The 13,965-nt window shown below is 43.5% G+C and carries 17 protein-coding genes; all 17 read left to right on the top strand.

Annotated features, from left to right (window positions below; genetic code table 11):
* The first annotated feature begins 7 nt into the window (after positions 1–7).
* Positions 8–241: an acyl carrier protein gene (locus Q5866_RS15065; protein WP_227217691.1), complete on the top strand. Its 234-nt coding sequence runs from the start codon at positions 8–10 to the stop codon at positions 239–241.
* Between the two features lie 14 nt (positions 242–255).
* On the top strand, positions 256–1,314 hold the full coding sequence (locus Q5866_RS15070; RefSeq protein ID WP_303181072.1) for a 3-oxoacyl-ACP synthase III family protein: 1,059 nt from the start codon (positions 256–258) through the stop codon (positions 1,312–1,314).
* Between the two features lie 71 nt (positions 1,315–1,385).
* Positions 1,386–2,663 (top strand): nucleotide sugar dehydrogenase, encoded by a 1,278-nt coding sequence (locus Q5866_RS15075; protein WP_303181073.1) that lies wholly within the window; start codon positions 1,386–1,388, stop codon positions 2,661–2,663.
* Positions 2,664–2,675: 12 nt separating this feature from the next.
* Entirely contained in the window at positions 2,676–3,812 is a 1,137-nt protein-coding gene (locus Q5866_RS15080) for a glycosyltransferase family 4 protein (RefSeq protein WP_303181074.1), read from the top strand.
* Complete coding sequence (locus Q5866_RS15085) at positions 3,802–4,410, top strand: sugar transferase (RefSeq protein ID WP_303181076.1); 609 nt, start codon at positions 3,802–3,804, stop codon at positions 4,408–4,410. The genes Q5866_RS15080 and Q5866_RS15085 overlap by 11 nt, the downstream gene beginning before the upstream one ends.
* Positions 4,411–4,465: 55 nt before the next feature.
* Positions 4,466–5,056 carry an MBL fold metallo-hydrolase gene (locus Q5866_RS15090; RefSeq protein ID WP_303181078.1) on the top strand — a complete coding sequence of 197 codons (591 nt, stop codon included), beginning with the start codon at positions 4,466–4,468 and terminating at the stop codon, positions 5,054–5,056.
* A 107-nt stretch (positions 5,057–5,163) separates the two neighbouring features.
* Entirely contained in the window at positions 5,164–6,354 is a 1,191-nt protein-coding gene (locus Q5866_RS15095) for a DegT/DnrJ/EryC1/StrS family aminotransferase (protein ID WP_099290750.1), read from the top strand.
* A gap of 9 nt (positions 6,355–6,363) precedes the next feature.
* Positions 6,364–7,134 (top strand): polysaccharide biosynthesis/export family protein, encoded by a 771-nt coding sequence (locus Q5866_RS15100; RefSeq protein WP_099290749.1) that lies wholly within the window; start codon positions 6,364–6,366, stop codon positions 7,132–7,134.
* 18 nt (positions 7,135–7,152) lie between these two features.
* Positions 7,153–9,525 (top strand): polysaccharide biosynthesis tyrosine autokinase, encoded by a 2,373-nt coding sequence (locus Q5866_RS15105; RefSeq protein WP_303181081.1) that lies wholly within the window; start codon positions 7,153–7,155, stop codon positions 9,523–9,525.
* Entirely contained in the window at positions 9,525–10,232 is a 708-nt protein-coding gene (locus Q5866_RS15110; RefSeq protein WP_303181083.1) for a tyrosine-protein phosphatase, read from the top strand. The genes Q5866_RS15105 and Q5866_RS15110 overlap by 1 nt, the downstream gene beginning before the upstream one ends.
* 156 nt (positions 10,233–10,388) lie before the next feature.
* On the top strand, positions 10,389–10,727 hold the full coding sequence (locus Q5866_RS15115) for a hypothetical protein (RefSeq protein ID WP_303181085.1): 339 nt from the start codon (positions 10,389–10,391) through the stop codon (positions 10,725–10,727).
* A complete protein-coding gene (locus Q5866_RS15120; RefSeq protein ID WP_141560889.1) occupies positions 10,624–11,010 on the top strand; it encodes a hypothetical protein in 387 nt (128 codons plus the stop codon). The genes Q5866_RS15115 and Q5866_RS15120 overlap by 104 nt, the downstream gene beginning before the upstream one ends.
* A 186-nt stretch (positions 11,011–11,196) precedes the next feature.
* Positions 11,197–11,832: a hypothetical protein gene (locus Q5866_RS15125; RefSeq protein ID WP_303181088.1), complete on the top strand. Its 636-nt coding sequence runs from the start codon at positions 11,197–11,199 to the stop codon at positions 11,830–11,832.
* Positions 11,829–12,197, top strand: coding sequence for a 3TM-type holin (locus Q5866_RS15130; RefSeq protein ID WP_303181089.1), 369 nt, complete (start codon positions 11,829–11,831; stop codon positions 12,195–12,197). The genes Q5866_RS15125 and Q5866_RS15130 overlap by 4 nt, the downstream gene beginning before the upstream one ends.
* A 59-nt stretch (positions 12,198–12,256) precedes the next feature.
* The gene (locus tag Q5866_RS15135) at positions 12,257–12,838 is read left to right on the top strand and encodes an N-acetylmuramoyl-L-alanine amidase (RefSeq protein WP_227217679.1); all 582 of its coding nucleotides are present in this window, start codon (positions 12,257–12,259) and stop codon (positions 12,836–12,838) included.
* A 114-nt stretch (positions 12,839–12,952) separates the two neighbouring features.
* A complete protein-coding gene (locus tag Q5866_RS15140; RefSeq protein WP_303181092.1) occupies positions 12,953–13,585 on the top strand; it encodes a DUF6266 family protein in 633 nt (210 codons plus the stop codon).
* A gap of 6 nt (positions 13,586–13,591) precedes the next feature.
* Positions 13,592–13,765 carry a hypothetical protein gene (locus Q5866_RS15145; protein ID WP_176554941.1) on the top strand — a complete coding sequence of 58 codons (174 nt, stop codon included), beginning with the start codon at positions 13,592–13,594 and terminating at the stop codon, positions 13,763–13,765.
* The last annotated feature ends 200 nt before the right edge of the window (positions 13,766–13,965 follow it).

The following is a 13,965-nucleotide window of genomic DNA, read 5'->3' on the forward strand; positions in this document are numbered from 1 at the left end:
GTAAAAAATGGAGCAAAAATATAACAAGGTGTTTGTGGAAGTATTTGGCGTGACAGAAAGTGTTTTAAATGATGATTTTTCTAAAGACAATGTGAAAGAATGGGATTCGGTTCATCAGTTAAATATAGTCGCTTTATTGGAAGAATCGTTTGATGTCATGTTCGAGCCGGAAGATATCATGGGATTCACGTCTTACAAGGCGGGTAAAGAGATATTGTGCAAATACGGGGTTGAAATTTAAACACGTTAGAACTTATGGCAAGGTGGGAAATTAAAAACGTGAAGGTGGCGGGAGTGGCTGCTGCTGTTCCCCGGAACGTGGTTCACACGACGGATTTTGAGTTTTTTACCCCGGAAGAGGCTGAGGTGTTTAATAATACTGTCGGTATTAAGCAGAGGCATATTGCCCCCGATGATGTTTGTGCGTCTGATTTGTGTTTTGCCGCAGCGGAACGACTATTGGCAGACCTTAAATGGGAGCGGGAGAGCGTTGATGTTTTGATATTCGAATCAGTAACGGGTGATTATAAAACTCCTCCAACTTCTTGTTTGTTGCAAGATCGGTTGGAACTTTCGGAAGATTGTTTTTCGATGGATATTCCTATGGGATGTTGCGGGTGTATGTATGCAATCACAACAGGAGGAAATTTGTTGTCTTCCGGTAGCGTGAAGCGGGCGTTGTTACTTGTCGGGGATACGGCTTTGCGGATGGGCTCCATGAAGGATAAGAGTAGAGTTCCGTTATTCGGGGATTGCGGAACGGCGATGGCTTTGGAATATGATCCGACAGCGAATGATATCGTGGTCGACTTTCACACGCACGGGAAAGGGTACGAGGCGTTGATGACTCCCCACGGGGGATTTCGTCACCCGGTCACGAAAGAGTCTTTCGAGTACAAGGATTTCGGGAACGGGATTGTTCGTGCTCCTATGCACACGTTGATAAATGGGATGAATGTGTTTTCTTTTGCGATTTCCAAACCGCCCAAGTCGATAGAGTCTTTTATGGCAGATTATAGTATTGATAAGGAGCATGATGTGGATTATTTTTTGATTCATCAGGCGAACAAGATGATTGTGGACCGGATCGTAAAGAAATTGAAGTTACCCTTGGAAAAAGTCCCTTATAACTTGGAGGAATTCGGGAATCTAGGTGGAGCTTCAATCCCCTCGTTAATGGTGACCCGTATGCGGGAACAGTTGATGAGAGAGGGGAAAAGTTTATTAATGTCGTCTTTTGGTTTAGGATTGACTTGGGGAACGATGTGGATGAGAACAAATCCGATGGTAATATCAAAATTAATATTAGTATAGAAACAGCTCGCTGTAATGGTTATTATAAAAATTTAAGCTTGTAAAATTAATTGAATATTATTAGTGAATATATGGAAAATATCAAAGTTTGTGTAGTGGGATTAGGTTATGTGGGTTTACCTTTGGCTCGTCTGTTTTCTACTAAATATGAGACCATAGGATTTGATTTAAATGAAGAACGTGTGAATGCTTTGAATGCAGGTCATGATTTGACTTGTGAAATTACAGATGATTTATTACAAGTGGCGATAAAAAATGGTTTTAAATGCACTGCAAATATAGAGAAGATAAAATCTTGTAATTTTTATATAGTTGCAGTCCCAACTCCTGTCGATTCAAATAATCGTCCTGATTTATACCCTTTAATTAGTGCAAGTACAACTATTGGTAAAGTAATTTCTAGAGGAGATATTGTCGTTTATGAATCAACAGTATATCCAGGAATGACAGAAGAGGAGTGTCTGCCTGTAATAGAGCAAATTTCGGGACTCAAGTTTAATGTTGATTTTTTTGCAGGGTATTCACCGGAACGCATTAATCCTGGAGACAAGGAACATACTGTGGAACGCATTAAAAAGGTAACATCAGGTTCAACGCCTGAAATAGCAGAGATTATAGATAATGTTTATAACTCCGTGTTGATAAATGGAACTTTTAAAGCCTCTTCTATAAAAGTTGCGGAAGCTTCAAAAATTATAGAGAATAGCCAACGAGATGTAAATATTGCTTTTGTAAACGAATTAGCTAAAATTTTTAATGCAATGGGTATAGACACCATGGAGGTTTTGGAGGCTGCTGCAACAAAATGGAATTTCATAAAATTGACACCAGGGTTAGTTGGAGGGCATTGTATAAGTGTAGATCCATATTATTTAATACAGAAAGCTCAAGTGTATGGCATATTGCCGCGAGTGATGTCAACAGCTCGTCGATTAAATGATGGTATGGGAGAATATGTTGCAAATCAGGTGATTAAGCTAATGAATAAAAAAGGAGTTTTAGTGAAGGATTCTAAGATTCTAATACTAGGTGTGACGTTTAAAGAAAATTGTCCTGATATTAGGAATACTAAGATAGTAGATGTATATAATTTGTTGAAAGAATATACAGAAAATATAGATGTGTATGATCCTTGGGCGGATGTTCAAGTTTTAGAACGAGAATATGATGTACATTTACTACAAGATAATCCATTTTTGTTGGAGAAAAAGTATGATGCAATAATTTTAGGCGTTGCTCATAAACAATTTAGTGATTGTAATATCCGACAATTGCTCCAAAATGAGAATGGAGTGGTATATGACGTGAAGTCATTTCTGGATAAAGAAATGGTTGATGGTCGATTATAATTAGGTCCCTTTATGAAAAAAATCATACTTGGAGTAACTGTCCCAGAAAGTTGTATATTGTTGGAAGGACAATTAAAATTTCTTCATGAACGTGGTTTTGATGTTTATTTTATAACAGGATATTCCGATGCGGCAAAATTGTTTTGCGAGAAAGAAATGTGTACATTCGTTCCCGTTTTTATGAGAAGAGAAATATCTCTTTGGGAAGATATAAAAGCTTTCTTTTTAATATTGCGAATTATTTATAGAATAAAACCAGATGTTGTAAATTTTGGGACTCCCAAAATGGGATTACTTGGAATGCTTGCTGCTTGTTTATTAAGAGTAGAACGTCGAATTTATACTTGTAGAGGTTTTCGTTTTGAGCGAGAGTATGGTTTTAAAAAGAAAGTTCTTCTATTAATAGAAAAAATTGTTGGGAAATGTGCCAATAGAATAATTTGTATAAGTTCTTCATTGAAAGATATGGCAATTCGGGAAAATATATTTTCATCTTCAAAAGTTTTAATAATAAATAAAGGTAGTAGTAATGGGATAAATCTTAATTTGTTTTCAACACATACTGTAGAAATTGAGAAAAAGAGAGAAATAACCATTAAGTATCATTTGGATCATACTTTTGTATATGGATTTGTTGGGCGAATTTGTAATGATAAAGGTGTGTCTGAATTATATCAAGCATTTGATCAGCTTTATTTGCAAAATAATAATCTTCGGTTAATTATTGTGGGAAAAGTAAATCCAGGTAATTTGAAAGAAAAATCATTACTTAATACAATTAAAGAGCATCCGGGGATAATTTATTTGGGTACATTTCCTAAGATGGAATTACCAACATATATGTCGTTATTTGATGTATTTGTTTTACCAACGAAAAGGGAAGGTTTTGGAAATGTGTTGATCGAAGCGGCTGCATTGGGGATACCTGTAATAACAACAGATGCTACAGGGAGTCGTGATGCCATTAAAGACTATTATAATGGTCGTCTTGTACCAGTAGAAAACGTTGAAGCTTTAAAAACAATGATGTTACTATTCTATGAAGATGAAAAATTAAGAAAATGTTACGGAGAGAATGGGAGAGCATGGGTAAAGAATTTTAGTAGGGATTTAATTTGGCAAGAGCAGTATAATTTGTATGTATCGTAATTTAGGGAAACGTTTGATTGATTTAATATGTGCATTCTGCCTATTATTGATATTTATTCCATTTTTGTTATGTGTGTCGTTAATTTTATTGTTAGTCAATAGAGGTGCGGGAATATTCTTTATACAGAAACGTCCTGGCAAAGATGCAAAGATTTTTGATGTTATAAAATTCAAAACGATGACGGATGAACGAGACAAAGAGGGGAAATTACTACCAGATGACAAACGCTTGACGAGGGTTGGAAGAGTAGTGCGTTCCCTGTCTATTGATGAGCTACCGCAATTGATAAACGTATTGAAAGGGGATATGGCCTTTGTAGGCCCACGTCCCTTGTTACCAAAATATTTACCGTTATATTCTGAAGAACAGTTTCGACGTCATGAGGTGCGGCCTGGTATTACTGGTTGGGCACAAATTAATGGGAGGAATAATATATCGTGGACAAAAAAGTTTGAATATGACGTTTGGTACGTGGATCATGTTTCGTTTTGGTTGGACTTGAAGATTTTGTTTTTGACGGTGAAGAAAGTTTTCGTGAGGGAAGGGATATCGAAAGAAGGGGAAGCAACAACAATTCCTTTTGATGGGACGAATTGAGAGGTCGAGAGTGAAAAAATGAATGTGTTCGTTATTAGAGGGATATTTGTCATACATGAATATTGTTCGAGTTGTAAATACTATTTTTAGTTCTAACACGTACGTGTTGCAAGAGGAAGGGATGGCTTGGTGTTGGTTGGTAGACGTGGGGGATGTTGATTCGGTATTGGAGATTATTTTTGGCGAAGTATCGGTTCGAGGAATATTTCTCACGCATACGCATTATGATCACTTGTACGGGATTAATCGGATCGTGGGACTCTACCCGGAATGTGTAGTTTACACGTCAGAGGCGGGGAAAGAGGGTTTATACTCGGACAAGTTGAACTTCTCGAGGTATCATGATGACCCCGTCGTGTTCACGGGTGACAATGTTCAAATTTTACATGATCGAGATGAAATTGAGCTATTTCCCGGGGAATTTTTGACAGTGTTGGAGACGCCCGGGCATGACAAGAGTTGCTTGACTTATTACACGAGGGGAGAGGTATTCACGGGCGATTCTTTTATACCGGAAGTGAAGGTAATAACTACTTTCCCACGTAGCAACAAACAAGATGCAGCCCGATCCGTGGAGGCGATTTTGAAAGTCGCGGAGGGGCGGGATTTATATCCCGGTCATGGAGAGGTCTTGTTGGGGAATTGAATATTTCGTAGTATAATCATAAGTTTTATTTATCAATAGGGCACTCGCGGGAGTGAAGACGTGGTTGTTATGTCTTGACCGGAAGGGTGTGTTCAAGAGATTTTTGCATGAAAAGGGAACGAATTTATCTTTGTTTGGCGCACATGAGCGGCAAGGAACAGGATTTTATTAAAGAAGCGTTTGACACGAATTGGGTAGTGCCCTTGGGACCAAACGTGAACGCTTTTGAAAAATCACTGCGGGATTTTTTGATTGGAAGTGGAGAACAAGCAATTGAAAATGGAAAGTTGAGAGTTGAAAATGAAGGGAAGCAGGTGGTGGCATTGAGTGCGGGGACGGCGGCCTTGCACTTGGGGTTGATATTGTTGGGGGTACAGGCGGGTGACGAGGTGATATGCCAGAGTTTCACTTTTTGCGCTTCTGCCAACCCGGTGACATATCAAGGGGCGACGGCTGTTTTCGTAGACTCGGAGGAAGAGACGTGGAACATGAGTCCCGTGTTGTTGGAGAGAGCTATACAAGACCGGATCGCTAAAACGGGACGGAAGCCGAAAGCAATTATTCCGGTGCACCTGTACGGGATGCCGGCGAAGATGGACGAGATTTGTGCGGTGGCCGGGAAATATGACATTCCGGTACTGGAAGATGCTGCCGAGGCATTGGGTTCGGAATATAAGGGACAAAAGTGCGGGACTTTCGGGTTGTACGGGGCGTTGAGTTTTAACGGGAACAAGATGATAACAACCTCGGGAGGAGGAGCATTGGTTTGTCCGGACGAGGAGTCAAAGAAGAAGGTGATGTTCTACGCCACGCAGGCACGGGAACCGTATCCTTATTACCAGCACGAGAAGATCGGTTACAATTACCGGATGAGTAATATCTGTGCCGGGATCGGTTTGGGACAGATGACAGTATTGGACGAGCATGTGGCTCATCACCGCCACGTGCATGAATTATACGAGCGGGCATTCGCCGATGTGGATGGAATAGAGTTGATGTCGAATCCCGATAACCGGTTTAATGCGAATTACTGGTTGTGTACGATTTTGATCGACAAAGCGGTGACAGGGGTAGATCACGAGGAGGTGCGTGTGGCTTTGGACGCTAAAGGAATTGAAACCCGACCGTTGTGGAAGCCTATGCACCTGCAGCCGGTTTTCGCGGGAAATCCTTGTTACGTGGATGGTACTTCGGAAAAGTTATTCGAGAGGGGGTTGTGTATCCCTGCCGGTCCTCGCGTGACGGATGAGGATGTGGCGTATATCACGAGAGAGATAAAAAATTGTATCAAGAAATAATCTAAATCTATGTGTTTGATAAAAAACGTGATCGTGTTGTTGTTGACCGGGGGATTGTTGGCCTCCTGTGCCTCGAGCAAGAAAGTGGTGTATTTGCAGGATGTGGATGTTAATAAACGGATAAAAGCGGAGAGTGAGTACAAGACTGTGATCCACACGGATGATCTGTTATCCATCATCGTGTCGTGTGATGATCTGGAATCTGCGTTACCCTTTAACACGCCGATGATTGGGTTGGGGCGGGAGGTAAGCACGACTTCGACACAACAGATTCCAAGGGGATACCTCGTGGACAAGAACGGAGAAATAGATTTCCCGGTACTCGGGAAATTGAAAGTGGAGGGAATCTCGCGAAATGACTTGGCAGAGATGTTGAAAGAAAAATTATCTGTTTACTTGAAGAATCCGATCGTGACGATACAATTCCAGAATTTCAAGGTGACGATATTGGGAGAGGTGAAAAGTCCCGGTAGTTATAAAGTGGTCAGCGAGCGAGTGTCTTTGTTGGATGCCTTGGGTATGGCGGGAGATTTGCAGATTAACGGGAAACGGAAGAACGTGCTGGTGATGCGAGAACAGGGCGGCGAGAAAATCTTCGCACGGATAGATTTAACATCGAGTGATTTTATAGATTCCCCCTTTTTCTACCTGCAACAGAATGATGTGGTTTACGTGGAGCCAAACAAGGGGCGTATAGCCGGGGGAAGCGTGAGTACTTTCTTGCCTTATATATTGTCGAGTTTATCGACGATCGTGGCACTTATAACCTTGACTAAATAGTTTCGGAAGAATTAATTTATGAAGATGACCAACCAAGATAGTAATTTGATTCAGGCAGAAGAAGAAGAGTATTTTGACCTGAGAGCTTTTTTCTTTAAAATTTTGGCTCGTTGGTGGTGGTTTGCCATCAGTATTCCGTTGTGTGCAGGCATAGCTTTGTACGTTTGTTTTAGTTCGACGCCGGTGTATAAAGTGGGGGCGAAGGTGATGATTAGTGACTCGAAGAAGGGGGAAGTCGGGGTGAACCCGATGTTGAAAGAGTTGGGTTTGTTTCAGGGGAACATGATGGTGGAGAACGAGATCGTGGAATTGAAATCCAAGAATTTGATTCTGGATGTGGTAAAGGAACTGGAATTGAACGTGGATTATACGCGGGAGAAAGTATTGAGGGACGAGAAGTTGTATAAGGACTCTCCCGTGCGGGTTTTGGTAGATTTGCCGGAGAATATTAAAGATACGACGCTTTACGTGATAGCAAGAGAGATGAACCGGATTGAGGTACTTGATGCGGACAGGAATATCATGTTCGAGGGGGAGTTTTCCCGGGCGATCCCGATGGGTGATTATCGGATGACGGTGGAGAGAAGTGATTCGTCGTTACGGGCTGGAGATGAAATACGCGTGGATCTGTTATCTTACGGGAAAGCCGCCACGGATTTCCACAAGCGGCTGGAAATAAATTTACTGGAGAAGAACACGAGTGCGGTGGGGGTTTCGTTGAAAGAAACGAACCCGATAAAAGGCATGGATTTTCTTTACACGATGATCCGGCGTTACAATGAAAACGGGATTGATGATAAACAACTCGTGTCGGAAAAGACAGTGGAGTTTATCAATGAGCGTTTGCGGGTGATCAACCAAGAGTTGGGTGATATAGAGAATGATGCAGAATCGTTCAAGAAAAGGAACCAGTTGACGAACTTGACTTCGGATGCGGCTTTGGTGATGGAGCAGAAGAAGGTGACCGATGCGGAGTTGTTGAAGTTGGCGACGGAAATGGACGTGGTAAAGAGCGTGCGCTCTTACCTTGAGGATAGGCAAGGTGAGGAGTTCAGGATTTTGCCGGAACGGCTCGGGCTTACGGACGAGACATTAAACAGCGGGATCAGTAAGTATAACGAGATGGTGTTGCGAAGGGGAAAGTTATTACAGTCTGCCCGCGAGAGTAACCCGATTATCACGGGGTTGGAAATGCAGCTCCGGGAATTGAAAAGTAGTATCCGCTCGGCAATTGCGAATGTGGAGAAGGGGTTGGATATTAAGATTAAGAGTCTGGAGCGTGAGAGTCAACTGGTGGAAGAGAAATTGATATCCGTTCCCACGCAAGAAAAACAATACCGTTCCATTGCCCGCGAACAGGAATTAAAGGAGAATCTTTTCTTGTTCCTGATGCAGAAACGGGAGGAGGCGGAGATCGCCAAGCTGATGTACGTGCCGATGGCCAAAATTATCGAGAACCCGGACCCGGGGGAGCATCCGGTAGCCCCGAGAAAAATGCTTATTTTATTATTCGGGTTGTTTATCGGTGTCGTTTTGCCCGTGGGGATTATGTTTGTGGCAGATATGTGGGATACGAAGGTGAGAGATGCTTCCGAGGTAGAAAAGGTTGTGAGTTCACCTTTGCTGGGAACTTTGCCGCAATTACCCGAGGATAAAACGTCTGTTTCCCAAGAAGATTTCCTGATGTCGGAATCGATGCATTTGATTCGGGAAAATTTGAATTACTTGATCAAGCAAAAGGGAGTGCCGGTGATCATGGTTTCTTCCACTATACCAAGAGAGGGAAAATCGCTAGTTGCCGCACATCTGGCTAACGCTTATGCCAAGGCGGGTAAGAAAGTGATCGTGATCGGTTGTGACTTGCGAAACCCGAAATTGAACGAGTATTTCAAGAGAGAGAACAAGAAAGGGCTGTCTGCGTACTTGGCAGGGATGGTGGATGACCCGGGTTTGATTATCGAGAAGGTGGATGATAACCTTCACGTGATATTCGGGGGTACTGTACCGCCGAACCCGACACAGTTGATAGCGAGTCCCCGGATGGGCGAATTGTTGGAATGCTTGAAAAAAGATTTTTCTGTTATTATTCTTGATACACCGCCGTTGGGGATACTGGCGGATGGATTCTCCTTGAGCGGGTACGCGGATGCCTGTGTTTACGTGGTTCGGGCAAATGTGCTTGACAAGAAGGGATTGCGGGTGATTACCGATCTGGAGAAAGGGAAACGTATGGAGAATTTAGGAATCGTGGTGAACGGTATAAAGATGAGTCGTTCCGGTGGTTACGGGTACGGTTATGGCTATGGTTATGGTTATGGCTACGGTTATGGTTATGGCTACGGGCAGGATGCCGGTGAGAAAAAGGGGAAAAAACGTAAATCGACAAAGTGATGAGTTGGTTTCGAAGGGAGAATAAACAATACTTCTTTTACGAGCATGACGTGCATTCTCATATCTTGCCGGGATTGGATGACGGGGTGAGGAAGATGGAGGATTCGGTGGTGATCGTGAAGAAAATGTTGGCACTGGGGGTGAAGAGGTTTTCTTTTACCCCTCATATATCTTTCCCGTCGCCTTTGAACACGCGAGGTGGGATTTTAGAGAAGTTGGAGGTATTGAGAACGTGTTTGGCAAAGGAGGGGATTGATATAGACGCTGACGCGGGAGCGGAGTACAAAGTCGGGGAGTACATGATAGATTTGATCAAGCAGGGGGATATTGCCTCGTTTGACGGGGGAAAAGTGCTGGTGGAGCATAGTTTCGTGGCGGCATCGCCTTCTTTCGAGGAGGTGGTTTTTCGATTGCAGGACAAGGGCTACACGCCGGTATTGGCACACCCGGAACGTTACCCGTTTTACGCGGGGCATTTGGAAGAACGTGCTGAGGATTTGAAGCACAGGGGATGTCGGATGCAGGTGAATCTGTTATCGTTTGTCGGATTTTACGGAAAAGAGGCTCAACACGGGGCGAAGGCTCTGGCAGCGGCAGGTTTGATCGATCATGTTTCGGGAGATATTCATTCGATCAAGCAAGTGGAGCTTTTGGAGAAGTTTTTGAGATCGGGAGAGGCGAAAAACCTGACTAATTTACGATTTTAAATTTTAGATTGAAGGAATTTCTTGTTCGTTCCATGATTTACGATTGATGAAAGGATTTATGGGTAAAGGGATTGCCGGTTAGACGATGCGGTGATTGAAGATATGCCTCGGGAGAAGAGTTCCCGGGGCTTTTTTTATAAATTAAAAAATGTGATTATGGAACATTTATTGAAAGGGAGGTTGTTCTCTTGGTTAAAAGAAGGTGCTCAAGAGATGTCGGGTGAACAAATAGAGGTGATTGTTCAGGAGTTCGTGAACGATTTGGTGAAATGGAGTGAGGAGGTGCGAGATTATAGTGAGGTGGCTCGAGGTTTGGAAGGTATCCGTATCCGGTTGCAGGTTTGGGACGAGGTGTATCAAATTTGTGACGGGACTGGAAAAAAAGATCACGGTGAGTTTGTGTCTTCATGCCGTATTGATGCGGGTGGAGCACGAGATCCGGTTGGTGCGGGAGCGATTGGAAAAACCGGAATGGTTTGCCGGGCATCTGGATGACGGACCGCTGGCAATTTGGAAGTCGGAAAATCCGAAAATGGAAATGGCGGAATTGGCATTGGGGATTTGTCTAGCGAAGGTGTTGTGGTCGCCGAGGGGAAAGTTGATGGGTTATGACGAGATTATCAAGCTGGTGGAGCGGGTTTTCGGGATGAAACTTCCGAATTACCGGGATCTGAAGCGGGATATTTTTGGAAGACTGAAGGATGTAGCGGTGTTTTCGAAACAGTTGGTGTTTTTGATAGAGCAGGCCAAAGATGAGAAGGATGCCCGGAGGCATTAAATGATGTGGGGTAGAGTTAGTTTGTGGATTTTTCAAAAAAAAATCGCTATTGATAATCAATGCATTGAAAATAAAATCACTACACGCGGGGCACGCGTGTAGTGATGGAGTTTGGCAGGGGATGTACTTTTGCATTCAGAAAAACGAGAGAGATGTAAACGTTGGTATTTATTAAAACGAGAGCTTATGGCAGAAGTAAAAAATTGTTTGGGAATCAGAGGACGAGTGGGTGATTTTGTTCTCTACCGGTTAGGGGGTAAAACGTTTCTGAGAAAACGGGCAAAGCGGAATGACTCCAATACGGAGGAACAACGGGCGGTGCGGGCAAGGTTTCGGACGGCAGTCCGGTTTTACCAGAAATTGAAGGAAACGCCTTTGGATGAGGTGCTGGATATTGCAGCCCAAGGGATCTGTGTTAGCGGTTATGCTTTTTTCATGAAGGAGAATTTGAAGGCGTTTGGTCCGGACGGGAGGATCAAGGATTATTCACAATTGCAGTTTGCTGCCGGGAAACGACAGAAGGTGTTTAACTTGGAAGGATGGGTGGATAAGGAAGGACAGGTGACGTTGAAATGGATGAATAGTTTGATCGGGACGTTGACGGAAGGGAAAGATCGGTTGGGGGTAATGGTGTTGTGCGAGGATAGGGCATTTTCCCCGGAGGTAATTGATGAATTGACGGTTTGTCGAAAGGAACGGGAAGCTCATTTTAGGGTGTTCCGCAAGAAAGGGAAAAAAGTACACGTGTATTGTTATTTTATTTCCCCTAACGGAAAAGTGTTGTCGCCGAGCCAGTATATCTGTTTGCAAGAGGAAGAATGAAACCGGTAGTGAATATGGTGAACGCGCTCGGAGAGTTAGTCGGTCGGTTGACACTCCCGGCGAGGGAGAAAAAGGAATTGGAAGCAGAGATCATGAAGTTGATGTACGAATATGAACGTGAGATCGCGGAGGTCCAAGCAAACGTGATTCAAGCGGAAGCGACGGGGAATTGGTTGCAGAGGTCGTGGAGACCGTTGGTGATGCTGACATTCGCGGTGATCATTCTGGTGGGGACTTTCACGAGTTTGCCAATCTTGGCGGATTCTTCCCGTTTTTGGGATTTGTTGGAAATCGGATTGGGTGGGTACGTGATCGGGCGGAGCGGGGAGAAAATGTTGGGGGCTATCGCACGAAAGCGGCGCTGATTTTAAATTTTAAGATTTACGATTTATGAGTTACGAGTATTAATTTAAAGATTTTTGTTATGACATTTTCAATTTTCAATTCTCAATTTTCAATTGTGAACGATCGGTTGATAGGTCACGGGGTGATTTATCTGGATTGCGTGAAGAATACACGAGCTATTGTCGGGCCGGACATGATTATTTTACATTACACGGCAGGGAGTAATTGTATGTCATCGGCTCATTATCTGACTCGACCGGATGTGGCGGCTTCGGCTCATCTGGTAATCGGGAGAGCGGGGGAAGTGGTTCAGTTGGTGCCGTTTAATATCGAGGCTTGGCATGCCGGGAGAAGTTGGTATGCCGGACGAGAGGAGTTGAATCATTATTCTATCGGGATCGAGTTGGATAACTTGGGACAATTACGGATGGAAGGGGGAAAGTTTGTGGCGGAATGTGGACGGGAGGTGCCTTTCAAGGAGGTATACACGGATGATTCCGGGAGAGAACTTACTTACTGGCACAAGTACACGAGGGTACAGATGGACGTGTTGCGGGAGGTGTGCCGGTTGTTGAAGAAGCGTTACCCGATAAAGTACGTGGTAGGGCATTCGGATGTAACGGCGAGGAAGGTGGATCCGGGACCGGCGTTACAATTTTAGATTTATGATTTACGAATTACGATAGAGTGATTTTTAATTTTTGATTGGGGTGGTGCGCACGCTTCAATCGGGAGAGTGAGTTTTTTATTTATTAATTATTTAAATTTTGTTGTTATGGCAATATTTGATTCAAATTTGTTGGGAAAGGTAACGAAGTCCGTCGGGAACGTGACGATGTGTTACACGAATAAGAAGAATGTCGCGAAAGCGAAAGTATTCAAGAGGAAAGATAATCCGACGCCGGAGATTCTGGATCAGCGGGCACGGATGAAAGTGTTGATACAGTTGGCCCGTCGTTTGTTAGCGGTTATCCGGAAAGGATTCAAGGGAGTGGGAGGAGGAACGACTTCGAACGCTTTCGTGAAAGCAAACATGGGAGCCGTGAGCGTGACTGAAGGACACGTTGCCACGATGGAGTTCGAGCGGATGAAGGTGGCAGAAGGATGGCTTGAGGTACCGGAGATTTCGGTGACGTATAGTGCGGATACAAGTAAATATCAATTCGAGCAAGAGACAAACGAGGACGAGTACGCTAACTCGTTAGTGGATGATAGGGTATATGCCGTATTGTTCGAGACTGCATTGAAACGCCTGAAGATTGTCACGTTGAGGAATAGAGGCGAGAGTGGCAGTACCAGTTTTGCGCTTCCGAAAGGTTGGGATAACTCGAAGGTTGTGGCCTATTGTTTTGCCACGTCAAAGAATGGTAGTCAAGTATCGGATAGTGAATATTTGATTATCGAGTGATCCGTGATGAGTATTTATTTTTTTACCGGAATATTTTTCACGTTGAGTTTGAATGCCTTTTTCTCACAGTTGGCGAATGATTTAGTGGCGGGGATATTGAGTATCGTGGGAGGAGTGATCAGTTCAGTCGTGGTGGCTTGGTGCAAATATCGGTGGAGTAAGCATCGACGAGAGAAATAGCGAAAAGTTAAACAAGTGAAGAGTCGCATCTAAATGGTGCGGCTTTTCGTTTTATAAGTTTTTCTCGTGTACTTTTGGCAGGCTGTTGGAATACGAGCAGGGCGAATGCGTCAAAACGCTTTTCGCCCTTTTAGTTAAAAGTTTATAAAGTCTATAAAGTTCATAAGGTTTATGGACCCTAGCGGGCGCTTTGTCCACGG

The sequence above is a fragment of the uncultured Butyricimonas sp. genome, from assembly GCF_959596855.1.
GTDB classification, from domain to species: Bacteria; Bacteroidota; Bacteroidia; order Bacteroidales; family Marinifilaceae; genus Butyricimonas; species Butyricimonas muris.

Excerpts from the sequence above, each read along its gene's own strand:
- Q5866_RS15145 (WP_176554941.1), top strand. The coding sequence starts at position 13,592 with ATGAGTATTTATTTTTTTACCGGAATATTTTTCACGTTGAGTTTGAAT.
- Q5866_RS15110 (WP_303181083.1), top strand. The coding sequence starts at position 9,525 with ATGAGTTGGTTTCGAAGGGAGAATAAACAATACTTCTTTTACGAGCAT.
- Q5866_RS15125 (WP_303181088.1), top strand. The coding sequence starts at position 11,197 with ATGGCAGAAGTAAAAAATTGTTTGGGAATCAGAGGACGAGTGGGTGAT.
- Q5866_RS15105 (WP_303181081.1), top strand. The coding sequence starts at position 7,153 with ATGAAGATGACCAACCAAGATAGTAATTTGATTCAGGCAGAAGAAGAA.
- Q5866_RS15115 (WP_303181085.1), top strand. The coding sequence starts at position 10,389 with ATGGAACATTTATTGAAAGGGAGGTTGTTCTCTTGGTTAAAAGAAGGT.
- Q5866_RS15070 (WP_303181072.1), top strand. The coding sequence starts at position 256 with ATGGCAAGGTGGGAAATTAAAAACGTGAAGGTGGCGGGAGTGGCTGCT.
- Q5866_RS15085 (WP_303181076.1), top strand. The coding sequence starts at position 3,802 with ATGTATCGTAATTTAGGGAAACGTTTGATTGATTTAATATGTGCATTC.
- Q5866_RS15090 (WP_303181078.1), top strand. The coding sequence starts at position 4,466 with ATGAATATTGTTCGAGTTGTAAATACTATTTTTAGTTCTAACACGTAC.
- Q5866_RS15140 (WP_303181092.1), top strand. The coding sequence starts at position 12,953 with ATGGCAATATTTGATTCAAATTTGTTGGGAAAGGTAACGAAGTCCGTC.
- Q5866_RS15135 (WP_227217679.1), top strand. The coding sequence starts at position 12,257 with ATGACATTTTCAATTTTCAATTCTCAATTTTCAATTGTGAACGATCGG.
- Q5866_RS15065 (WP_227217691.1), top strand. The coding sequence starts at position 8 with ATGGAGCAAAAATATAACAAGGTGTTTGTGGAAGTATTTGGCGTGACA.
- Q5866_RS15130 (WP_303181089.1), top strand. The coding sequence starts at position 11,829 with ATGAAACCGGTAGTGAATATGGTGAACGCGCTCGGAGAGTTAGTCGGT.
- Q5866_RS15080 (WP_303181074.1), top strand. The coding sequence starts at position 2,676 with ATGAAAAAAATCATACTTGGAGTAACTGTCCCAGAAAGTTGTATATTG.
- Q5866_RS15075 (WP_303181073.1), top strand. The coding sequence starts at position 1,386 with ATGGAAAATATCAAAGTTTGTGTAGTGGGATTAGGTTATGTGGGTTTA.
- Q5866_RS15095 (WP_099290750.1), top strand. The coding sequence starts at position 5,164 with ATGAAAAGGGAACGAATTTATCTTTGTTTGGCGCACATGAGCGGCAAG.
- Q5866_RS15100 (WP_099290749.1), top strand. The coding sequence starts at position 6,364 with ATGTGTTTGATAAAAAACGTGATCGTGTTGTTGTTGACCGGGGGATTG.